Origin of the sequence: Plantibacter sp. CFBP 8804, assembly GCF_014841225.1 — a bacterium.
In the GTDB taxonomy this organism is placed as follows: Bacteria; Actinomycetota; Actinomycetes; order Actinomycetales; family Microbacteriaceae; genus Plantibacter; species Plantibacter auratus.
The window spans coordinates 185,384-207,400 of record NZ_JACYTU010000002.1 but is presented as its reverse complement, the minus strand read 5'-3'; the positions used below and the strand labels follow the sequence as shown (position 1 = coordinate 207,400).

Here is a 22,017-nt window from a genome sequence, read left to right as displayed (position 1 = left end):
CGGAAGAGGTGTGCCCGGAACGATGAGGAGTCCTCGTGGGCACTTCGACAAGCTCAGTGACCGGAGGAAGTGTGCCCGGATGCGTTCCGGTCCCTGAGCCTGTCGAAGGGTGTTGCACCGTCGGAACGGTTCAGTCCTCGTCGGACACGCCGAACGCACCCACGCCGGCACGGGAGCCGTCGCGCGGGATCTCGAGCCAGACGTCGAGTTCCTCGTCGTCGTCATCCGGACCCGCAGCGACGCCCGGTTCCCGGTGCACCGCACGCAGGCCGACCACGGTCACCGCGACGCGCTCGTCGTCCGGGACGCTCCGCACGATGAGGCGCGTGGCGTGCGAGGCGGCGAGCGCTTCGGCGATCTGCTCGTGGATCGCGTCGAGGACGCCGGCGTCCAGCTCCTCGAGGCCGCCTTCGTCCAGCATGTTCACGATCGCGCCGCGCCGCCGGGCCGCGAGCACTTCGGCCCGGACCGGGTCGCTCAGGAGGTGTCGCCCGCGGATCTCGTCGCGGAGACTGGCCTCCAGCGTCCGGCACTCCGTGCGATCGGCCACGGAGAGCCTGCCGCCGTTGGCGATGATCGTGCGGAGCATCGGAGTCGCCAGGCGGCCCGTCTGACTGAGGCGTCGTCGCCGCTCGTGCACGTGCGCGTACTGCGCCGCCTGCCAGTCGGAGGTCGCATGCTCCGCCTGCGTGAGGCGCTCGGCGTCGTGCTGCGCCCCAGCGATCGATCGGGTGAGCACACTCGCGAGGACGACCCAGATGAGGCTGCCTGTGACACCCATCCCGAGCGCCAGTCCCGGACCCGCCCAGAGGAGCGACTGGACCGTGAGGAAGACGATCCCGATGTAGGCGACCGCCTCCCGCTGCCGGACCACGGTGATCGTCATCAGCGTCCCGATCGACGCGACGTGCCAGGTGGCGTACCCGTTGTTCCGCGTGGGGTCGAGCTGGCTGGTCACGAGCAACGGGACGATGATCGCGGTCGCGAGGTTGATGCTCGCGAGCCACGACGGCATGCGCGTCGTGCCCATCGGCCAGAGACTCAGAACGCTCGCGACGGCGTAGACGAGCATCGCGATGAGGACCGGGACGACGTCGCGGGGTGTCTCGAGCGTCAGCGCCGCACGGAGCAGGTGGTACGCCGAGAACAGGGCGGCGAGGATGACGAGGGCGTACCGCGGTGCCGGGGTCACGAGCCGTGCTCCGGTGACCACTCGATGCGGATCACGGCACCCTCACCCGGACGGGAGATCACCGTCGAGCGTCCGCCGACCGCGGCGACGCGCTCGACGATCGAGACCTTCAGCCCGAGCCGCTCCTCGGCGACCTGCTCGGGGCAGAACCCGACGCCGTCATCGCCGACGATGACGCAGACGCCGCCGGAGACCGTGCCCTCGATGGACAGGCTCCGCGCAACTCCCGAACCCGCGTGCTCGACGCTGTTGACCATCGCCTGCACCGTCGCCCAGTAGACCGCGTTCGCGACCGTGACGGGCAGGACCCGGCCGGAGGCCCCCTCGACCGTGACGGAGAACGGTTCACCGAGCATCGACGCGGCCGCACGCAGCCGTTCGATGAGCTCGGCGAGGCCGGTGACCTCGTCCTCGTTCGTCATCGGCGCTCCAACGCCCTCGAGCTGCTCGATCGCGACCCGCGCCATCATGACGGCGAGCGCCTCCGACTTCGGGGTCAGCGCCCGATCCGCGGCGAGCAGGGAGGCGAGGACGCTGTCGTGGACGATCGAATCGACCTCGACGCGCCCCACCTCCGTGGCGTGCTGCTTGACGGCCGCGTCGTAGGTGGCGAGGGCGGCCGCCCTCGCGATGTCGACCCGACCGGCCAGCACACGGAACAGCCCGACGAGGACGACGATGAGCCCACCGATGATCGTCGCGTACGAAGCGTCGAGCGCACCGATCTCGAAGGACGCCGGCGCGAAGTCGGCGTCGATGACGCGGTTGACGCCGTACATGACCGAGGTCACGACGAGGTACACGATGGCCCCCCGCAACTGCAGCGGGATGCAGGCGAACGCGACGGCGATCGTGCAGAGGTACCAGATCCAGGGTTCCTGGTTGATGTCCGCCGACGCCTGCGCGTTCACCGCCGGCCAGATGAGGAGGGCCACGAAGAACACTGCGGCGAAGACGCCGGAGGCGATGCGGTGGTGCCACAGGAAGAAGCAGCAGATGATGGCGCCGAACATCGTCCCGAAGACGAGGGAGACGTAGAGCACGCCGAACCAGCCGGTGATCTGGACGCCCTGCCCGAGCGTGGTGAACGCGGTCTGCAGTCCGAAGACGAGTCCGATGATCGCGACCGAACGGCCGAGGAGGCGTTCGAAGTTCGCGGTGTTCAGCATCCGGCGCTGAACCTGGGCATCTCTCGTGGTCGAGGGGATCGCGGGATGCCTGGTCGGTGCCCGGAAGCTAGGAGACATCCGTCCCGCCTTGATCGAGGCCGGGGAGGATCCCGTCCTCGACCGCTCGGCGGAGCAGGTCGACCTTCGTCGGTGCCGGGCGCCCCACCTCGACGTACTTCACCCGGATGCGGTCGATGTGCTCTCGGGCCGTGGAGTAGGCGATGCCGAGTTGCATGGCGACGGTCTTCAGTGGCAGGCCGGACGCGTAGAGGTGCAGGACGTCGCGCTCACGACGGCCCAGCTGCGCCCGCGCGAAGTCGCTGTCGGCGTCGATCGCGCTCGCCCACTCGATGTTGTTCAGCGCCTCGCCACGGGCCACCGTGCCGATGGCGGCGATGACCGTGTCCGTCGGCGACGACTTGGGGATGACCCCGGACGCTCCGGCGGCCAGCGCCTCGCGCACCAGTGCGACCCGATCGGCGATGGAGTGGATGAGGACGTGCGCCCCCACCGCCTGCACCGCGTGGATGTTCGAGGTCGGCGTGCTGCCGTCGGAGAGCGAGAGGTCGAGCACGACCACGTCGGGCACCACGCCGTTCAACGCGGCGATGCACTCGACGGCGGTCGGGGCACTCGCCACGACCTGATACCCGGCGTGCGCGCACACCGCTTCGATCCCGAGCCTGACGGACTCGTGATCATCAATGATTGCGACGGTCACCACGGCACCATCGTAGCGAGTGACGGACCCGCCGGGCGCGACGGCCTGATCGCGAGTCGCCTCCGTCGGCACGGGCCCGCTCAAGCCGTTCGCGAGAAGCCCGCGACGGCCTCGAGGTGGTGCGTGTTGGGGAAGAGGTCGTAGGCCGCGAGGTGGTCGAGCTCGTAGCCCTGCTCCGCCAGGAGGGCGACGTCGCGGGACAGCGCGATGGGGTCGCAGGCGACGTAGACGATCGACGCGGGCCGCAGCTCGCCGAGCATGGCCACGATCTCCGCGCCGGCCCCCGAGCGCGGCGGGTCGAGCACGACGGTCGCGGTGGCGTACCGGGACCGCTCGATCCGACTGCCCGTCGCGATCTCCGACCGCAGGAAGGCGTCGACCTTCGCGGTGACGGCCTGTGCGCCCACCCACTCGGACAGGTTCTCGCCCGCGTACTCGGTGGCGCGTTCGTCACTCTCCACGGTCGTGATGCGGGTGGTGGAGCCGAAGCGGTCGCCCACGCCAGCGGCCAGCAGGCCGACGCCGCCGTAGAGGTCGAGGTTCGCGGCGCGCGGATCGAAGCGCGCGTCGTCGATGGCCGCGGACACGGCCTGCTGGAGGGTCGTAGCAGCCTGACGGTGGACCTGCCAGAATCCGTTCGCGTCGACGATGAACTCGCGCTCGCCGACGAGCTCGCGGATCGGGTCTGCCGCGGGACGGACCGGCTTCGGTCCCCCGCGTCGACCGCGCCCGCCACCGCGTCGGCGGTCGCCGCCTCCGGCCTCGTCCGCACGCGTCAGGACGCGGACCGTCCCGGTCGACGAGGCGACGATGTCGATGGAGGTGGTGCCGTGCGGCAGTTCCTCGAGCTTGGCCGCTTCGGCCACCGCTTCGATCGCGAGCGGCAGGTCGTCGACGGGGACGACGTGGTGGGACCTCGAGGCGTAGGGACCGATGTTGCCGTGCTGGTCGACGTGCAGGGAGACCCTTGTCCGCCACCGGGTGCCGTCGGGCGTCTCACCGTCGACCGCGGCGACCGTGAACTCGGGAGCGACTCCGGCGAACCGCTCGAGCCCTTCCGCGAGGACCTGGTGCTTCAACGCGCGCTGGTGGGCGAGCTCGATGTGTCCGAACTCCGCTCCCCCGGCCCGCTCGCTCGGCTCGCGGTCGACGGAGGCCTCGGCCCAGACGTGCGGACGGCGGTGCTCGGACGGCGTGAGGACCTCCAGGGTCTCCGCCCGCCAGAAGCGCTTCTCGTTCTCGTCGACGATGCGTGCCCGCACGCGCTCACCGGGGAGCGTGTCGGGGACGAAGACCACCCGGCCCTCGTGCCGGGCGACGAAGACACCCCCGTGGGCTACGTTGGTGATGTCCAGTTCCACGGTGCGTGCAGTCGTCGTGCTCATGCGTCGAGCATGTCACACGGGCGGCTGCGGGGAGTCCACCGTCCACTGCAGAAGGAACCGTCATGCGCCTCACGCTCGCCTCCACGTCACCGGCCAGACTCGCCCTGCTGCGGTCGAGTGGCATCGAGCCGATCATCGTCCCGTCGTCGGTCGACGAGGAACAGGCCGTCGACGACGCGACCCTCGCCGCGGGTGCGCCGCTCGCCCCCGACGAGGTCGTGGCACTCCTCGCCCGAGCGAAGGCGGAGGCCGCTCTGGCCGTGGTGCGCGAACGCGGCGACGCGGTCGACCTCATCCTCGGCGGCGACTCGGTCTTCGTCCTCGACGGCGTCGTCCACGGCAAGCCGCACACACCCGAGCGCGCCCGCGAACGCTGGCATGCCCAGCGTGGGAGGACGGGGACCCTGTACTCCGGTCACTGGCTCATCGACTGCACCGGTGCCTCGCCGGTCGGGATCGGTGCGGTCGCGAGCGCCGAGGTGTCGTTCGCCGACGACCTCGACGACGCCGAGATCGACGCCTACATCGCATCGGGTGAGCCCCTGGCGGTGGCGGGGGCGTTCACGATCGACAGTCTGGGCGCCGCCTTCATCACCCGCATCGAGGGCGATCCGTCGACGGTCGTCGGCCTCTCGCTCCCGACCCTGCGGCGTCTCGTCCGCACGTTGGGACACGACTGGCACGAGCTCCGCAACCGGCGCGGCGCCCTCTGACGACCCGGGTCTTGTAGAGGCGACACGTCATTCCTGCGGCTTTTTTGTGCGTGTGAGCCAAAGGCTCACCCGGGCCTCCCGGTAGGCTCGTGGACTGTGCCACGTATAACCAAGGTCCTCATCGCCAACCGTGGCGAGATCGCCGTCCGCGTCATCCGAGCCGCGAAGGACAGCGGGATCGCCTCCGTCGCCGTCTACGCCGACCAGGATCGCGACGCCATGCACGCCCGACTCGCCGACGAGGCCTACGCCCTCGACGGGACGACGAGCGCGGAGACGTACCTCGTCATCGACAAGCTCCTGTCCATCGCCCGACGGTCCGGCGCCGACGCCGTCCACCCGGGCTACGGCTTCCTCGCCGAGAACGCGGACTTCGCGCGCGCCGTCATGGCCGCAGGGCTGATCTGGATCGGCCCGTCGCCCGAGGCCATCGAGCGGCTCGGCGACAAGGTCTCCGCCCGCCACGTGGCCGAGAAGGTGGGCGCTCCGCTCGCCCCCGGCACGCTCAACCCCGTCTCGGGTGCCGAGGAGGTGCTCGACTTCGTCGACATCCATGGCCTGCCCGTCGCCATCAAGGCGGCGTTCGGCGGTGGCGGTCGCGGCCTGAAGGTCGCCCGCGAGCGCGAGGAGGTCGCCGAGCTCTTCGAGTCGGCCACCCGCGAGGCCATCGCAGCGTTCGGCCGGGGCGAGTGCTTCGTCGAGAAGTACCTCGACCAGCCGCGCCATGTCGAGACACAGTGCCTGGCCGACGCGCACGGCAACGTGGTCGTCGTCTCCACCCGCGACTGCTCCCTGCAGCGTCGCCACCAGAAGCTCGTCGAAGAGGCACCGGCACCCTTCCTCACCGACGACCAGGTGACGGAGCTCTACCGCGCGTCGAAGGCGATCCTCAAGGAGGTCGGCTACCTCGGTGCCGGCACCTGCGAGTTCCTCATCGGCAAGGACGGCACCGTCTCCTTCCTCGAGGTCAACACCCGCCTGCAGGTCGAGCACCCGGTCTCCGAGGAGATCACCGGCATCGACCTCGTCCGCGAGCAGTTCCGTCTCGCCGAGGGCGGCGTCCTCGACTACGACGACCCGCAGCCGAGCGGCCACTCCTTCGAGTTCCGCATCAACGGCGAGGACCCGGGACGCGGCTTCCTCCCGCAGCCGGGCCCGATCCACGTCTTCAAGACCTTCGGCGGCCCCGGTGTCCGCCTCGACTCCGGCGTCACGGCCGGCGACACGATCTCGGGGGCGTTCGACTCGCTCCTCGGCAAGATCATCGTCACGGGACGCACCCGCGAGGAGGCGCTCGAGCGCAGCCGTCGCGCGCTCGACGAGTTCGAGGTCGCCGGCCTCCCCACCGTCATCCCCTTCCACCGCAAGATCGTCCGCGACCCTGCGTTCACCGCGGAGGACGGCACCTTCGGTGTCTACACCCGATGGATCGAGACGGAGTTCGTCAACGACATCGAGCCCTGGGACGGATCCATCGATGCGCAGCAGGCACCCGCTGCCCGCTCGACGGTGGTCGTCGAGGTCGGCGGCAAGCGGCTCGAGGTCAGCCTTCCGGGCGGACAGCTGGGGCTGAACGTCGGTGCACCGGTCGCCGCTCCCGCTCCGCACCGCCGCGGTGGTGCAGCGGTGGTCTCTGGTGCGACGGGAGATTCCGTCTCGGCGCCCATGCAGGCGACCATCGTGAAGCTCGCGGTCGCCGAGGGCGATGTCGTCGTGAAGGGCGACCTCGTCGTCGTCCTCGAGGCGATGAAGATGGAACAGCCCATCACGGCGCACAAGGACGGCACGGTCGGCGCGATCGACGCGACGGTCGGTGCCACGGTCTCCTCGGGTCACCAGCTCCTCACCATCAGCTGACCCGACCGGCGCCTTCGGGCGTCGCATCGGACCCGGCGACGATACGCTGAGCAGGTGTCAGCAGCCGACCTCCTCGAAGATGCGTTGGATCGTGTGGCGGACTTCGACGCCGCCGGTGCGATCGCGCTGCTCGAGGCAGAGCCGCACGCGGCGTCCGATCCCCGCGTCCTCGCCCTCCTGTCCTACGCCAGGTTCACCACCGCCGACTTCGCGGGTTGTCGCCGGGACGCGGTGGATGCACTCGCCGCCTCGACGCACTCCGACCGGACGACGCGCCTGCTCGTGCTGGGAGCCGCCGGGCTGGCCCTCGGGTCGGACCGCTCGTCCGGCTCGGAGCTGGAGGGGTGCTTCGCGGAGGCGGACGCCCTCGTCGACGACGGCGGCGACCTCGAACCGACCCTGGCCTGGCTCGTCGGGTACCTGCTCGTCGAGGGTGCCGTCGTCAACGTTCTGATCCACGCGGCCCGGCGCTTCGCCGACGCGTTCGCCGACGACATCGCCGCCACCCCGGGCCGCTTGTACCGGACCCTCGTCGACGGGGTCCTCGCCCGCCTCCTGCTCAACGAGGGACGCGTCGCCGAGGCAGAGGCCGCCGCGCTCGCGATGTTCGAGCGGGCCGGGAGCGGACCGACCGCCCTGTACGCGGAGGCCGTGCAGTGCCTCGTCGCCGGGAACCGTGCCGAGCAGGGGGCGACCAGGACGCTCGCACGCCGCGTCCGTCAGGCCATCCCCGAACCCACGGGCGCCTTCCAGACGACGTGCTACCTCCTCGTCGGCTACGGTCTCGCCGCCCTCGCGGACGACCACGGAGCCGCAGCCCTCGCGCGGAGCGCCTCGGGGAACGACTTCAGCGGCCTGTCCGTCCAGGACCGGGCCCTCGCGATCGAGCTGCTCGTCTCGAGCGCCTTCCTCGACCGCGACATCGTCGAATCGGAACGCCTCATCGGCTTCATCGCCGCCGACGTCGACCGCAGGGTCCCCGGGCCGGCCATCCTCCGGATGCAGTGCAAGCTCGAACTCCTCCGTGGGCGACCCGCCGAGGCGCTGGCGCTCGCGCGCACGGCGACCACCCGCGCGTTGGTCGACGGCCGCATGCTGGAAGCCGGGATCGGTGAGATCCTCGCGACGCGTGCCCTCATCGCCATGTCCGACCGGACGCAGGCCGTCCGTGAGTTGGCCGCGCTCGCCGAGCAGGCGGTCCGCGGCGGGCACACGGCCGCGACCCGCTCCGCAGCCCGCGAGCTGAAGGCGATCGGTCGACGTCTCGCGCCGGTCGCGGGATCCGGTTGGGACGGACTGTCGCCGCGCGAACGCGAGGTCGCCCTCCTCTCCGCGGAGGGCAACTCGACGGCGGAGATCGCGTCCGTCCTCCAGCTCTCCTCGCGCACGGTCGACGCGCACGTCACCCGGGTGCTCGCCGCGTTCGGGATCGTGTCCCGCCGCCAGCTCCCCTCACGGCTCCCGGCGACACTGCCGTTGACCGCCGTCCCCGTCCCGACCGCACCGCTCACGCCCCGACAGCGGGACCTCACCGAACTCGTCGCGGACGGCCTGTCGAATGACGAGATCGCGACGGCCCTCTGCATCTCACGCAAGACCGTGGAGAAGCACCTGAGCGCCGTCTTCCACGCCTGGGGCGTCCGCTCGCGGGTCGCTGTCGCGCGCATCGTGCTCGCGAACCGCGATCGGTGAACCCCGACACCTCGGCGACGGTTCGACGAGGACGACGCCTATTCGACGATGTGCATGGCGCGCGCCGCGTCAGTGATCGACCCGGTGAGCGACGGGTAGACCGTGAAGGCACGCGCGACCTGGTCGACGTTCAACCGCTGCTCGACCGCGAGGGCGAGGGGGAAGATGAGCTCGCTGGCCTTCGGGGCGACGATGACCCCGCCGATGACCGTCCCGCTGCCGGTCCGCGCGAACAGCTTGACGAAGCCGTCCTTGATGCCCATCATCTTCGCGCGCGGGTTCTGGGCGAGGGGCAGCTTGTAGATCTCACCCTGGGCGATGCCGTCCTCGATCTGCTTCTGGGTCCAGCCGACGGTCGCGATCTCCGGCTGCGTGAAGATGTTCGCGGCGACGTTGCGGATCTCGGTCGGGTTCACGGCGTCGCCCATCGCGTGCAGCATCGAGGTGCGACCCTGCATCGAGGCGACGGACGCGAGCGGCAGGAAGGTCGTGCAGTCACCGGCGGCGTAGATGTTGGGGACGCTCGTGCGCGCCACCCGGTTCACGCGGATGTGCCCGGAATCGGTCAGCTGCACGCCGGCCTCCTCGAGACCGATCCCGGCGGTGTTCGGCACCGAACCGACCGCCATGAGGCAGTGCGACCCCTCGACCGTGCGGCCGTCCGAGAGCGTGGCGACGACACCGTGCTCGGTGCGGGTGACGGAGTCGGCCCGCGACTTGGACAGGACCGTCATGCCGTTGCGCTTGAAGACGTTCTCGATGACCGCCGCAGCATCGGCGTCCTCACCGGGCAGCACCTGGTCGCGGCTCGAGATGAGCGTGACCTTGGAGCCGAGCGCCGTGTAGGCGGAGGCGAACTCGGCGCCCGTGACGCCCGAGCCGACGACGATGAGGTGCTCGGGGACGGAGGTGAGGTTGTAGAGCTGCGTCCAGGTGAGGATGCGCTCGCCGTCCGGCAGCGCGGAGGGCAACTGGCGCGGGCTGGCCCCGACGGAGACGACGACGGTGTCGGCCTCGATGCGGTCGAAATCGGTGCCGGCGGACAGATCGGTCGAGACGATGACCTCGTTCGGTCCGTCGAGCCGCCCCTGGCCGTTGACGATGCGGACCCCGGCACGGATGAGACTCGCCCGCATGTCCTCGGACTGCTGGCGGGCCAGTCCGAGCAGTCGCTTGTTGACGGCGGCGAGGTTCACCGCGACCTCGGGACGGCTGGGTTTCCCGGTGGTCTCCGAGCGGACGAAGAACTGCACACCGAGGTCGGCCGCCTCGCCGATGGCCCCGACCGCGTCGGCCGTGGCGATGAGGCTCTTGGACGGGACGACGTCGGTGATGACCGCCGCTCCGCCGACGCCCGAACGCTCCACGAGCGTGACGTCGGCCCCGAGCTGCGCCCCGGCGAGGGCAGCCTCGTACCCGCCGGGTCCGCCTCCGATGATCGCCACTCGCTGCTTGCGTTCGAACTCGTAGGCCATGCCTCCATTCTCGCGCGCCACCAGGGGCGGGACCAAACCCGTTCGGGCCTGCGGCGGCGGGGATCGTGCGCGGATGAGCGGGGTCGGCACGGTTGGGCGGCGGCCCCGCCCCTGTCTAGAGTGAGAGGATGTCCGAAACCTCTGCGAATCCACTCGATCTGTCCGATGTCGATCCCTTCGAGATCGCCCGCGAAGCCGCCGGCCAGATCGCCGAGAAGACCGGCGTCGAACGCCACGACATCGCGCTCACCCTCGGCAGCGGCTGGGGCAAGGCGGCCGACCTGATCGGCGAGACGACGGCGACGATCCCGGCCTCGGAGATCGTCGGCTTCTCGAAGCCGGCGCTCGAAGGCCACGTCGGCACCCTGCGCTCGATCCTGCTCCCGAGCGGCAAGCGTGCGCTCGTCATCGGCGCCCGGACGCACTACTACGAGAACCACGGTGTCCGCCGCGTCGTGCACAGCGTCCGGACGGCTGCGGCTGCCGGCGCGCGCATCATGGTGCTGACGAACGGCGCCGGCGGCATCAAGGACCACTGGACGCCGGGGACGCCCGTGCTGATCAGCGACCACATCAACCTCACCGCCGACTCGCCGCTCGAAGGTGCGACCTTCATCGACCTCACCGACCTCTACGCCAAGCGGCTGCGGGACATCGCGCACAGCGTCGCTCCGGAGCTCGACGAAGGCGTCTACACGCAGTTCCGCGGACCGCACTACGAGACCCCGGCCGAAGTCCAGATGGCGAAGGCGATCGGTGGCCACATCGTCGGCATGTCGACCGCGCTCGAGGCGATCGCCGCACGCCAGGCCGGCATGGAGGTCCTCGGGATGTCGCTCATCACGAACCTCGCCGCCGGCATCCAGCAGACGCCGCTCAGCCATGCCGAGGTCATCGAGGCCGGCCAGGCGGCCGAGCCGGTGATCAGCAAGCTCCTCGCGCAGATCGTCGCGGCCCTGTGAGCGAGGCGACGAGCCTGCTCGCGATCGCCGAGGCCTGGCTCGCCCAGGATCCCGACGACGAGACCCGGGCCGAACTGGCAGGCCTCGTCGAACGCGCCCGGGTGTCCGACGACGTGGCCGTCGCCGAGCTGCACGACCGCTTCGACACCCGACTGCAGTTCGGCACGGCCGGGCTCCGTGGTCGCATCGAGGCCGGCTCCAACCGGATGAACCGGGTCCTCGTCTCACAGGCCGCGGCCGGACTCGCCGCCTACCTGCTCGAGCAGGCGCCGGAAGGCGTGACGCCGAGCGTCGTCATCGGCTACGACGGCCGGAAGAACTCCGCCGTGTTCGCCAGCGACACCGCCGAGCTGATGGCCGGTGCCGGTGTCCGCGCCATCCTGCTCCCACGGCTCCTGCCGACGCCCGTCCTCGCGTTCGCCGTGCGGTTCTTCGACGCCTCGGCCGGAGTCATGGTGACCGCGAGTCACAATCCGCCCGCCGACAACGGCTACAAGGTGTACCTGGGCGGTGAGCACCACGGGTCCCAGATCGTCTCCCCCGCCGATGCGGCCATCGCCGCCCACATCGGGCGCATCGCCGAGACGGCGCTCGTCCAGGACCTCCCGCGCAGCGACGGGTTCGAGATCGCGGGCGAGGACGTCGTCGACGCCTATGTCGCCGAGACCGCGGCCGTCGCTCCCGCCCCGGCGGGCAGCCAGCTGCGCGTCGTCTACACGGCCATGCACGGCGTGGGTTGGGAGACGACCCGACGCGTCTTCGAGACCGCCGGGTATCCGGCACCGGAACTCGTCACCGAGCAGATCGATCCCGATCCCACCTTCCGGACCGTCAGCTTCCCGAATCCGGAGGAGCCGGGCGCACTCGACCTGTCCTTCGCGACGGCGCGAGCAGTCGGCGCCGACCTCATCATCGCCAACGACCCCGATGCCGACCGCCTGGCGATCGCGATCCCAGACGACGCGGCCCCCTCGGGGTTCCGTCGACTCACCGGCAACGAGGTCGGTCTCCTCCTCGGCTGGCGGGCAGCCCAGGCCGCCAGTGCTGCACTCGACGGCGATGCGGCTCCCGAGGGCACGCTCGCGTGCTCGATCGTCTCCTCCCCCGCCCTGCGCGTCGTCGCCGAGGCGCACGGCCTCGAGTTCCGCGAGACGCTCACCGGGTTCAAGTGGATCTCCCGGACGCCGGGCATGCTCTTCGGCTTCGAGGAGGCCCTCGGCTACCTCGTGAACCCCGGGACCGTGCGCGACAAGGACGGTATCTCGGCCGCCGTCGCGTTCCTCGGTCTCGCGACGGCGTCGGCGCAGGCGGGCGAGAGCGTCGCGGGGCTCCTCGACCAGTTCGCGGACACCTTCGGTTCCTTCGGCAGCGACCAGATCTCCATCCGCTACGCGGAGCTCAGCCGCATCGGCGAGGTCATGTCCGGACTGCGGGCGCTCCCACCGACGGAACTGGCGGGCGCCCGGGTGACCCGGATCGACGACCTCGCCGACGGGTTCGAGGCACTCCCGCCGAGTGACGTCCTGCGCGTCTGGCTCGACGACGGCACCCGGGTCATGATCCGGCCGAGCGGCACCGAACCGAAGCTCAAGGTGTACGTCGACGTCCAGTCCGCCGACGGCGACGCCGCCGAGCGGGCGGCGACGGTCACCGCGCGGCTCGCCGCGCTGCGGACGGACCTGACGGCGCTCGTCTCGTAGCTGCTCGACGGGCTGAGCGGCCTGGCGGTGTGCGGCCCGGAGACCGGGCCGCACCGGTCAGCCGATGGCGCGTTCGAGCTTCTCGGTGAGTTCGGCGAGGTCGAAGTAGTTGTCGATGACGACGATGTCGGCGAAGGTCTTGCCGATGCGCTCGACGAGTTCCGGCGAGGTCAGGATCACCTGGGCGTCGGCCGCGGTCGTGCCGAGGCTCTCGATGTCACCGGCGACGACGTCGGCCTCGAGGTCGAGGCGTTCGAGCGCGCGTTCGGCGTTGAGCTTGAGGATCGCGGATGAGCCGACCCCCGAACCGCAGACGGCGACGATCTTCATGCCTGGTCTCCGATGCTCAGGGGGGACGCACCGAACACGGCCCGCACCTCGTCGAGCGTCGTGGCGGCTGCGAGCCGCGGGATGGCGGTCTCGTCGTTGAAGACGTTGGCGATCTCCGCCACCCAGCCCACGTGCGACTCGGCGGTGGTGACGGCGAGGCAGAGGACCACCGAGACGGGGTCGTTGTGGGGGTGGCCGAACCGGACCGGAGCAGCCAGGGTCGCGACGACGAGGGCGTCGTCGTGGACGTCGGCACCCGGTCGGGCGTGCGCGAGCGCCAGGCCCGGCGCGATCACGACGTATGCGCCGAACTCCTCGACGACGTCGATCATCCGCTGGGTGTACGCAGCGTCCGTCGCGTGGGTGTCGGACAGCAGCGCTCCGGCTACGCGGATCGCCTCGCGCCAGTCGTCGGCTTCGACGTGGAGCGCGACGCTGGCTTCGGACAGTTCTGGGAGTGGCATCGCTTCAATCAGAGGATCGGTCGACCCGAATGGATCGGAACCATCGTAACGCTCCGAGGCTGGAAGCCTGCCGCGCAGGTGCCGCCCAGGCGGTCGCCGGAGCAGCACCTGCCGGCATCGTCAGTCCTTGTCGTCGTCGTCGAGGAACTCGTCGAACGCCTCCGAGATGCGGTCGGCCAGGGCCTCGCGGATCTCCAGCGGCTGGAACGTCGCGGCGGCGGCGTTCAGCTGGAAGGTCTCCAGGTCGGTGAGGTCGTAGTCGAACGCCTCGGAGAGGAGCGCGAGCTCCTTCGTCAGGCTCGTGTCGCTCATGGTGCGGTTGTCGACGTTGACCGTGACGGCGAAGTCGAGCTGGTAGAGCAGGTCGAACGGGTGGTCCTCGAGTTCCTTGCCCCAGGCCGCGATGGCGCCGGTCTGCAGGTTCGACTGCGGGCTGAGCTCCAACGGGATCTTGCGGTCGCGGACCCACTCGGCGACGGGACCGAGCGTGGCGTAGAGGGACTCGGCGTCGTCGCGCTCGATGAAGATGTCCTCGGCGATGCGGACACCGTGGCCGAGTCGCAACGCGCGGCCGTCGAGCATGGCGCTCCGGATCGACTCGATGCCGTCGGCCTCCCCCGCGTGGACGGTCACCGGGAACAGCTCGGCCGCGAGGTAGTCGAACGCCAGTCGGTGCTTGCTGGCGGGGAAGCCCGCCTCGGCGCCGGCGATGTCGAACCCGACCACGCCGCGCTCGCGATGGCGCACGGCGAGCTCAGCGATCTCGAGCGCGCGGTCGGCGTGCCGCATAGCCGTGATGAGCTGGCCGATCTGGATGTCGGAGCCGGAGTGGGCCGCGTCCTTGATGCCGAGCTCGATGCCCTCCTGGACGGCCTCGACGACCGCGTCGAGGGTGAGACCCCGGGTGAGGTGCTGTTCGGGAGCCCAGCGCACCTCGCCGTAGATGACGCCGTCCGCAGCGAGGTCCTGGACGAACTCGCGCGCGATGCGGACGAGCCCCTCCTCGGTCTGCATGACCGCGGTGCTGAGGTCGAAGGTCTTCAGGTACTCGACGAGCGAGCCGGCGTTGCACTGCGTGTAGAACCAGTCGGCCAGGCCGTCGGGGTCCGACACGGGGACGTCGACACCGTTCGCTTCGCCCAGCTCGATGATCGTGGCGGGCCGCACACCGCCGTCGAGGTGGTCGTGGAGCGAGATCTTCGGGAGCGCGCGGAGGTCGACGCCGGAGAGGGGGGATTCGTCTGCAGAGGTCACGGGGTTCACTGTACCGCTCACGCTCACCGCGCGACATGGCCTGTCCTCGCCGGTTCGCCCGTGTGGCTGTCCGGCACACGCCGCGATGACCACACGGGGCGAATGTGTAGCGATCAGGGGCGCCAGCCTCGGCCGCGGAGACGGACGGCGAGTCGATCCAGCAGGTCGGCGCCGTCACGCAAATCGTCATCCGTGACACGCATGATGTGCCATCCAGCAGCTTCGAGGTCGTCGATCCGACGAATGTCGATGCGCCACTGGGTGCGGTTCGTCCGGTGATGGTCGCCCTCGTATTCGAGAGCGAGCTGCTGGGTCGGGAACGCGAGGTCCAGACGCACCCGCCGTCCGCCGGGCCGGAGCGTCAACTCATGATTCGGCGACGGAAACGGGAACGGGTACTCACTCAGCACGATGAGCACTCTGAGCATGGACTCGCGGTGCGATTGGGAACGGTCCGACAGCAGTGGAAGCGCTGCACGAAGGGAGCGGACACCGGCGCGCGTCACGTCGACGGCATCCTCGAGTTCTCGCCTGGTGCACAGCGGGTCCTGGAACCACAACAACCGGTCGCCCACGGCGACGAGCCCCGGGACATCGATCAGATTCGCCAGATCGCACCAGGTGCGAGCGGGGGTCGTCACCGGCAATCCGAAACGCACGGCCATCTCCGTCTCGGACAGCACCGACCGGTGTCCGATGACTCCTACCCCACGTCTCGCCCTGCCCGGTGGCGGGGTCGTCACGTGCAGCGACGGCGGCCGTGTTCCGTCGGGCAACGGTAGCCCCCAGACCGATGCAGCCGTGTGATGGCTGAAGACGGACCCGAGCGGCAGCTTGGGCAGGTACGCTCGCGCCAGCTGAACGGGATCCTCTGCATCGAACCCACTCGCGGCCAGCCGGACCCCGCGAAACGGGGCGGCCAGTTCAGGATTGCGGAGTTGCGCTCGAGTGACTCCGTGCTGCATCGCTGCCGCTGTCGAGAGCGCGCCGGCGGCAGTAGGCGGGAGCGGTTTCCGAAAGGCCATCCCCCGAGTTTCGACGCCGGTCCCGCCCCGCGCGTCACTCCGACCGACTGATGGGCACGCGCCAGCCGGCGGGGTCGCTGTGGAGCAGGGTCAGCGGGTATCCATTCGCCCCGTGTGGCGGTCCAAAGCAGAATTGGACAACCACACGGGGCGAACGGGCGGCCGTCAGGCCTCGATGCGGGCCCGGACGATGGGGCCGCGCGGCGGAGCCGTGTCCTCGATCGTGTAGGCACCCTCGAGGGCCTCGAGCGCCCGCGGGAAGCGGGCCGCATCGTCGGCGCTCAGCGTGAAGAGGGGCTGTCCGGCCCGGACCTCGTCGCCCGGCTTCGCGTGCAGGTCGATGCCCGCCGCGTGGATGACCGGGTCCTGCTGCCTGGCCCGACCGGCACCGAGGCGCCAGGCCGCGATCCCGAACGGCAGTGCCTCCTGCGTCGCCAGCACGCCGTCGCGCGACGCCGTGACGACGTGGGTCTCCTTGGCGACCGGCAGCGGTGCGTCCGGGTCGCCGTCCTGCGCGCGGATCATGCGCTTCCAGACGTCCATGGCCCGACCGTCCGCGAGGGCGCCCTCGACGTCAGCGTCCGGCTGTCCGGCGAGGGTCAGCATCTCCCGCGCGAGGGCGAGGGTCAACTCGACGACGTCCGCCGGACCGCCACCCGCGAGGACCTCGACGGACTCGCGGACCTCGTTCGCGTTGCCGATCGCGAGGCCGAGCGGGACGTTCATGTCCGTCAACAGCGCGGTCGTCGCCACACCGGCGTCCGTCCCGAGCGCGACCATCGTGCGCGCCAGTTCCTCGGCACGCTCATAGTCCTGCATGAAGGCGCCGGAGCCGAACTTGACGTCGAGGACGAGCGCCCCGGTGCCTTCGGCGATCTTCTTCGACATGATGCTCGACGCGATGAGCGGGATCGCCTCGACCGTGCCCGTCGTGTCGCGCAGGGCATACAGACGCTTGTCGGCCGGGGCGAGACCGGAGCCGGCGGCGCAGATGACCGCGCCGACGTCCGCCAGCTGCGCCATCATCTCGTCGTTCGTCAACGCCGCACGCCAGCCGGGGATGCTCTCGAGCTTGTCGAGCGTCCCACCCGTGTGCCCGAGCCCGCGGCCCGACAGCTGCGGCACCGCGACGCCGAAGACGGCGACGAGCGGGGCGAGCGGCAGGGTGATCTTGTCGCCGACGCCGCCGGTCGAGTGCTTGTCCGAGGTCGGCTTATCGAGCGACGCGAAACTCATCCGCTCACCGCTCGCGATCATCGCCATCGTGAGGTCGCGGATCTCACGCCGCTCCATGCCGTTCAGCAGGATCGCCATCGCCAGCGCCGACATCTGCTCGTCGGCGACATAGCCACGGGTGAAGGCGTCGATCAGCCAGTCGATCTGCGGCGTCGACAGCTCTCCGCGGTCGCGCTTCGTGCGGATGAGGTCGACGACGTCGAATGCTTCTACGGAACTCATGCGTGGTACTCCTCGAGTTGACGTGGTCCGAAGGCGTCCGGCAGGACCTCGTCGATGGTGCGGATGCCGGAGACGGTGTCGAGCAGCATGCCCGCCGTCGAGTGTTCGTACAGCAGCTGTCGGCAACGGCCGCACGGCATGAGGCGTTCGCCCTTGCCGTCGACGCAGGCGAACGCCACGAGGCGTCCTCCGCCAGACATGTGGAGGGCGGAGACGAGCGCGCACTCCGCGCACAGCGTCAGGCCGTAGCTGGCGTTCTCGACGTTGCAGCCGGAGATGATCCGGCCGTCGTCGACGAGAGCAGCCGCGCCGACCGGGAACCGGCTGTAGGGCACGTAGGCGTGACCCATCGCCTCCCGGGCCGCGGTGTGCAGCGCCTCCCAGTCGACGGGTGGCGTGGTCGTCGTGTCGCTCACGGTCAGCCCTTCACGTAGGGCTTGCCGGCGGCTGCCGGTCCGCGGGAGATGCCGACGAGTCCGGCGACCGCGAAGATCGTCACCACGTACGGCAGCATGAGCATGAACGCGCTCGGCACCGGGGAGCCGATGGCACTCAATGCGAACTGCAGGTTCTGCGTGAAGCCGAACAGCAGCGCGGCGAGCGTCGCCTTGAGCGGGTCCCAGCGTCCGAAGATGACCGCCGCGAGCGCGATGTAGCCGGCGCCCGCCGTCATCTCCTTGTTGAACGCACCGACCGAGCCCAGGGTGAAGTACGCCCCACCGAGGCCGACGATCGCGCCCGCGAGCGCGACGTTCCAGAAACGAGTCCGGTTCACGTTGATACCCACGGTGTCAGCCGCCTGCGGGTGCTCACCCACGGCGCGGAGGCGGAGGCCCCAGCGCGTGTAGAACAGGCAGAAGAACACCACGGCCACGGCGATGTACATCAGGTAGATGATGATCGTCTGGCGGAACAGCACGGGTCCGATGAGCGGGATCTCGCTGAGGATCGGGATGTTGATCCGGGGGAACTTCGGCGGGCTGTTGAAGAGCGCCTCGTTCTTCGTGAGCACCTGCGAGTACAGGAAGCTCGTGAGTCCGACGACGAGGACGTTGAGCACGACACCGACGATGACCTGGTCGACGAGGTACTTGATCGAGAAGGCCGCGAGCAGGAAGCTCACGAGTGTGCCGGCGATCATCGCCGCAACGAGCCCGAGGAAGGCGTTCCCCGTCACCGAGGCGACGAAGGCGGACGAGAACGCGCCGGCGAGCAGCTGGCCCTCGATCGCGATGTTCACGACGCCGACCCGCTCGGAGATGACGCCGCCGAGCGCACCGAAGATGAGCGGGACGCTCAGGGCGACGGTACCGAGCAGGAGCCCGGTGATCGGGATCGCCTTGCCCGCGGCGGCCCACGACAGGAACCCGACCATGAACAGCACACCGAACACGGTGATGAGCCAGAGGTGGACCTTCTTCCCCGTCGTGACGAGGTACGCGCTCAGTGCCGTGATGGCAGCCAGGAGGATCGTGACGACGATGCCGGTGATCGTCGACGGGAGCACGACCGTCGGCAGTTGGATGACGTCGCCGTCGCTGGAGAGCCGGAACGTGCTGTTGCCGTCGCGGTGCCAGATGACGAACAACAGGAACGCGATGACGGTGAAGATCCCGAACGCGATCGGGGCCTTCCAGCTCCGGACGACGACCGTCTCGAGGACGATCGGGGCGTCGGGAGCCGGCTGCGGCGTCTGCTTGTCGAGCGTGAATCCACTCATGCGGACACCTCCTTCTTGGCGGAGCGACGCGTTCGGCGCGTCGAGCCGTCGGGCTTCGGCAGGAAGAAGATCGCCCGCACGAGCGGCGGAGCCGCGATGAACAGCACGATGAGTGCCTGGAGGACGAGCACGATGTCGATCGGCACGTTGACGCCCTGGGTGGCCTGCATGGAGTACCCACCGGCCTTGAGCGCCCCGAACAGGATGCCGGCGATGAGGATGCCGCCCGGCCGACTGCGTCCGAGGAGCGCGACGGTGATGGCGTCGAAGCCGATGCCGGCGTCGATGCCGTTGTCGAACCCGGAGGTCACCGTACCGAGCACCTGCGAGACGCCGGCGAGACCGATCAGTCCACCGGAGAGCAGCATGGCGTACACGTAGGTGTTCTTCACGTCGATACCCGCGACGCGCGCTGCGTTCGGGTTCTCACCGACCGCACGGAAGCGGAACCCGATCGAGGACCGGCTGAACAACCACCACACGAACACGACCGCGAGGATCGCGATCAGGAAGCCGGCGTGCAGGTTGTAGCGATCACCGAGGAGCTTGGGCAGGACGGCGTTCTCCGCCATCCCCGCGCTCTTCGGCACGTTCGATCCGGGAGCCTGCAGCAGCCCCTGCGTGGACAGCATGAAGGTGATGAGGTAGAACGCGACGTAGTTGAGCATGATCGTGATGATCACCTCGTGCGCGCCGGTGCGTGCCTTGAGGACACCGACGATGCCGCCCCAGAACGCGCCACCGATGATGCCGGCGGCGATCGCGACGAGCAGGTGCACAACTGGCGGGAGGTCGAGCGTGAAGCCGACCCATCCGGCGCAGGCGGCGGCGATGAGCATCTGGCCACGCCCACCGATGTTGAACATGCCGACCCGGAACGCCAGGCCGACACCGAGTCCGGCCAGGATCAGCGGGGTCGCGAAGGTCAGCGTCTCCGTCAGCGGGCGGATGCCGTTCAGGAAGTCGGGGCGCTTGAAGTTGTAGATCGACCCCTGGAAGAGCGCGCCGTACGCGCCGGTCGCCGACTGCCAGACCGCCGCGATGGTGTCGCCCGGGCGGGCGAAGAAGTACCCGGCGGCGGTGTGGACCTTCGGATCGGTCAGCGCGATGAGGATCGCACCCACGACCATCGCCAGGACGACGGCGAGGATCGAGATGACGATGCTCGAGTTGAGGATCTCGGCGAGCACCTTGTTCGAGCGCGGCTGGGTCGTGTCGGGCTTCGCCTCGCCCGGTGCCACCGGCTGGACCGTTCCGGGCGGGGTGTGGGACGTCTCGCTCATGCTGCTGCTCCTGCCGGGAGTTCGCCGGCCATCATGAGGCCGAGGACCTCTCTGGGGGTCGATGCCGGGACGATCCCGACGATGCCGCCGCGGTACATGACGGCGATGCGGTCGGCGAGCGCGACGACCTCGTCGAGCTCGGTCGACACGACGATGACGGGGATGCCGGCGTCGCGCGTGGCGACGATGCGCTTGTGCACGAACTCGATCGAACCGACGTCGATCCCGCGGGTCGGCTGTGCGGCGACGAACAGCCGCAACTCGCGGCTGAGCTCACGGGCGAGGACGACCTTCTGCTGGTTGCCGCCCGAGAGGGAGCCGGCCGGCGATTCGATGCCCTGTGACCGGACGTCGAACTCCTGCGACTTCTCGCGCGCGAACTCGTCGCGGAACCCGCGCTGGACGTTGCCGCCCTTCACGAAGGGAGCACCCGTCGATCGGTCCAGCATGAGGTTCTCGGCGATGGTGAACTGCTTGACGAGCCCGTCCTCGGACCGGTCCTCCGGCACAAACCCGACGCCGGCGTCGAGCACCTTGCGCGGTGTGGATCCGACGAGTTCGACGCCGTCGAGCTTGATGCTGCCCTTGGTGTGCGGCTGCAGCCCGAGGATCGCCTCGGTGAGCTCGGTCTGCCCGTTGCCCTGGACACCGGCGATGGCGAGCACCTCGCCCTCGCGCACCTCGAAGCTGACGCCGTTGACGACGAGCTGGCCGAGGTGGTCAACGACGGACAGGTCCTGCACGGTGAAGGTCGTGTCGCCGAGGTTCGGCGCCTCCTTGTGGACCGTGAGTTCGACGGGACGCCCGACCATGAGGGACGCCAGCTCGGCGTTCGTCGCGGTGGGCGAGGCCTCACCGACGACCTTGCCGAGCCGGATGACGGTGATGCGGTCGGCGACTTCGCGGACCTCGCGCAGCTTGTGGGTGATGAAGACGATGGACGTGCCCTCGTCCTTCAACTGCTTCATGATCGCCATGAGCTCGTCCGTCTCCTGCGGGGTGAGCACGGCGGTGGGCTCGTCGAAGACGAGGACGTTGGCGTTGCGGGAGAGCGCCTTGACGATCTCGACGCGCTGCTGCACCCCGACCGGGAGGTCGCCGACGATGGCGTCCGGGTCGAGGCTGAAGCCGAACCGCTCGGAGATGTCGATGACGAGCTTGCGGGCCGCTGCGACGTCGAGGCGGCCACCGCCCTTGGTCTGCTCGTGGCCGAGCATGACGTTCTCGGCGACGGTGAAGACGGGGATGAGCATGAAGTGCTGATGCACCATGCCGATGCCGGCGCCCATGGCGTCGCCAGGGCCCTGGAAGTGTTGGACGACGTCGTCCAGGAGGATCTCGCCCTCGTCGGCCTGGTACAGGCCGTACAGGACGTTCATGAGGGTGGATTTGCCTGCACCGTTCTCGCCGAGGAGACAGTGGATCTCCCCCGGTTCGACGGTGAGGTCGATGTGGTCGTTGGCGGTGAGTGCACCGAACCGTTTGGTGATGCCGCGGAGCTCGAGCTTCATGGGTCCCAATCTAGTCACGTGTCGAAGGTCGGCACAGGCGGTCGGGATCGCCGTCCGACCGTGCCGCGAACAAAGCGGGGGGAGGCCGCGGATCGCGGCCTCCCCC

The 22,017-nt window shown here is 69.8% G+C and carries 19 protein-coding genes; 5 read left to right on the top strand and 14 right to left on the bottom strand.

What is annotated here, in order from left to right:
* Positions 1–130 precede the first annotated feature (130 nt).
* The 4 genes from IFU11_RS06390 to IFU11_RS06375 all read right to left on the bottom strand — a co-directional run bounded on the left by IFU11_RS06390 (position 131) and on the right by IFU11_RS06375 (position 4,467).
* The gene (locus tag IFU11_RS06390) at positions 131–1,192 is read right to left on the bottom strand and encodes a hypothetical protein (protein WP_192018491.1); all 1,062 of its coding nucleotides are present in this window, start codon (positions 1,190–1,192) and stop codon (positions 131–133) included.
* Complete coding sequence (locus IFU11_RS06385) at positions 1,189–2,361, bottom strand: sensor histidine kinase (RefSeq protein ID WP_192018490.1); 1,173 nt, start codon at positions 2,359–2,361, stop codon at positions 1,189–1,191. Before IFU11_RS06385 ends, IFU11_RS06390 begins: the two co-directional genes overlap by 4 nt.
* Before the next feature lie 67 nt (positions 2,362–2,428).
* Positions 2,429–3,085, bottom strand: coding sequence for a response regulator transcription factor (locus IFU11_RS06380; RefSeq protein ID WP_064294846.1), 657 nt, complete (start codon positions 3,083–3,085; stop codon positions 2,429–2,431).
* 77 nt (positions 3,086–3,162) lie between these two features.
* Positions 3,163–4,467 carry a class I SAM-dependent RNA methyltransferase gene (locus tag IFU11_RS06375; RefSeq protein ID WP_192018489.1) on the bottom strand — a complete coding sequence of 435 codons (1,305 nt, stop codon included), beginning with the start codon at positions 4,465–4,467 and terminating at the stop codon, positions 3,163–3,165.
* Positions 4,468–4,529: 62 nt separating this feature from the next.
* Here IFU11_RS06375 and IFU11_RS06370 point away from each other — a divergent pair, with 62 nt between their 5' ends.
* The 3 genes from IFU11_RS06370 (at position 4,530) to IFU11_RS20720 (ending at position 8,729) form a co-directional block, all read left to right on the top strand.
* The gene (locus IFU11_RS06370; protein ID WP_137243419.1) at positions 4,530–5,180 is read left to right on the top strand and encodes a Maf family protein; all 651 of its coding nucleotides are present in this window, start codon (positions 4,530–4,532) and stop codon (positions 5,178–5,180) included.
* Positions 5,181–5,276: 96 nt separating this feature from the next.
* Positions 5,277–7,037: an ATP-binding protein gene (locus IFU11_RS06365; protein ID WP_079707321.1), complete on the top strand. Its 1,761-nt coding sequence runs from the start codon at positions 5,277–5,279 to the stop codon at positions 7,035–7,037.
* 54 nt (positions 7,038–7,091) lie between these two features.
* Entirely contained in the window at positions 7,092–8,729 is a 1,638-nt protein-coding gene (locus IFU11_RS20720; protein ID WP_192018488.1) for a helix-turn-helix transcriptional regulator, read from the top strand.
* 38 nt (positions 8,730–8,767) lie between these two features.
* Here IFU11_RS20720 and IFU11_RS06355 read toward each other — a convergent pair whose 3' ends face one another.
* Positions 8,768–10,204 (bottom strand): NAD(P)H-quinone dehydrogenase, encoded by a 1,437-nt coding sequence (locus tag IFU11_RS06355; protein WP_064294841.1) that lies wholly within the window; start codon positions 10,202–10,204, stop codon positions 8,768–8,770.
* Positions 10,205–10,332: 128 nt separating this feature from the next.
* On the opposite strand from IFU11_RS06355, the gene IFU11_RS06350 reads away from it, so the two are divergent.
* Together IFU11_RS06350 and IFU11_RS06345 are read left to right on the top strand one after the other, a co-directional pair.
* Complete coding sequence (locus IFU11_RS06350) at positions 10,333–11,166, top strand: purine-nucleoside phosphorylase (RefSeq protein WP_071262525.1); 834 nt, start codon at positions 10,333–10,335, stop codon at positions 11,164–11,166.
* Complete coding sequence (locus tag IFU11_RS06345; RefSeq protein WP_137243422.1) at positions 11,163–12,866, top strand: phospho-sugar mutase; 1,704 nt, start codon at positions 11,163–11,165, stop codon at positions 12,864–12,866. Before IFU11_RS06350 ends, IFU11_RS06345 begins: the two co-directional genes overlap by 4 nt.
* A gap of 57 nt (positions 12,867–12,923) precedes the next feature.
* On the opposite strand, the gene IFU11_RS06340 is transcribed toward IFU11_RS06345, so the two are convergent.
* From IFU11_RS06340 to IFU11_RS06300, 9 genes are all read right to left on the bottom strand, one after another.
* Positions 12,924–13,196 (bottom strand): PTS sugar transporter subunit IIB, encoded by a 273-nt coding sequence (locus IFU11_RS06340; protein WP_064294838.1) that lies wholly within the window; start codon positions 13,194–13,196, stop codon positions 12,924–12,926.
* Positions 13,193–13,660, bottom strand: coding sequence for a PTS sugar transporter subunit IIA (locus IFU11_RS06335; RefSeq protein WP_192018487.1), 468 nt, complete (start codon positions 13,658–13,660; stop codon positions 13,193–13,195). Before IFU11_RS06335 ends, IFU11_RS06340 begins: the two co-directional genes overlap by 4 nt.
* 120 nt (positions 13,661–13,780) lie before the next feature.
* Entirely contained in the window at positions 13,781–14,914 is a 1,134-nt protein-coding gene (locus tag IFU11_RS06330) for an adenosine deaminase (RefSeq protein WP_192018486.1), read from the bottom strand.
* Positions 14,915–15,027: 113 nt separating this feature from the next.
* The gene (locus IFU11_RS06325) at positions 15,028–15,555 is read right to left on the bottom strand and encodes a hypothetical protein (protein ID WP_137243425.1); all 528 of its coding nucleotides are present in this window, start codon (positions 15,553–15,555) and stop codon (positions 15,028–15,030) included.
* A 549-nt stretch (positions 15,556–16,104) separates the two neighbouring features.
* Complete coding sequence (locus IFU11_RS06320) at positions 16,105–17,397, bottom strand: thymidine phosphorylase (RefSeq protein ID WP_079002875.1); 1,293 nt, start codon at positions 17,395–17,397, stop codon at positions 16,105–16,107.
* Complete coding sequence (locus tag IFU11_RS06315) at positions 17,394–17,813, bottom strand: cytidine deaminase (RefSeq protein ID WP_064294834.1); 420 nt, start codon at positions 17,811–17,813, stop codon at positions 17,394–17,396. The genes IFU11_RS06320 and IFU11_RS06315 overlap by 4 nt, the downstream gene beginning before the upstream one ends.
* Before the next feature lie 2 nt (positions 17,814–17,815).
* Entirely contained in the window at positions 17,816–19,117 is a 1,302-nt protein-coding gene (locus IFU11_RS06310; RefSeq protein WP_192018485.1) for an ABC transporter permease, read from the bottom strand.
* Positions 19,114–20,400 carry an ABC transporter permease gene (locus IFU11_RS06305; RefSeq protein ID WP_124769711.1) on the bottom strand — a complete coding sequence of 429 codons (1,287 nt, stop codon included), beginning with the start codon at positions 20,398–20,400 and terminating at the stop codon, positions 19,114–19,116. Before IFU11_RS06305 ends, IFU11_RS06310 begins: the two co-directional genes overlap by 4 nt.
* A complete protein-coding gene (locus IFU11_RS06300) occupies positions 20,397–21,911 on the bottom strand; it encodes an ABC transporter ATP-binding protein (protein WP_079707332.1) in 1,515 nt (504 codons plus the stop codon). The genes IFU11_RS06305 and IFU11_RS06300 overlap by 4 nt, the downstream gene beginning before the upstream one ends.
* Positions 21,912–22,017: the final 106 nt, after the last annotated feature.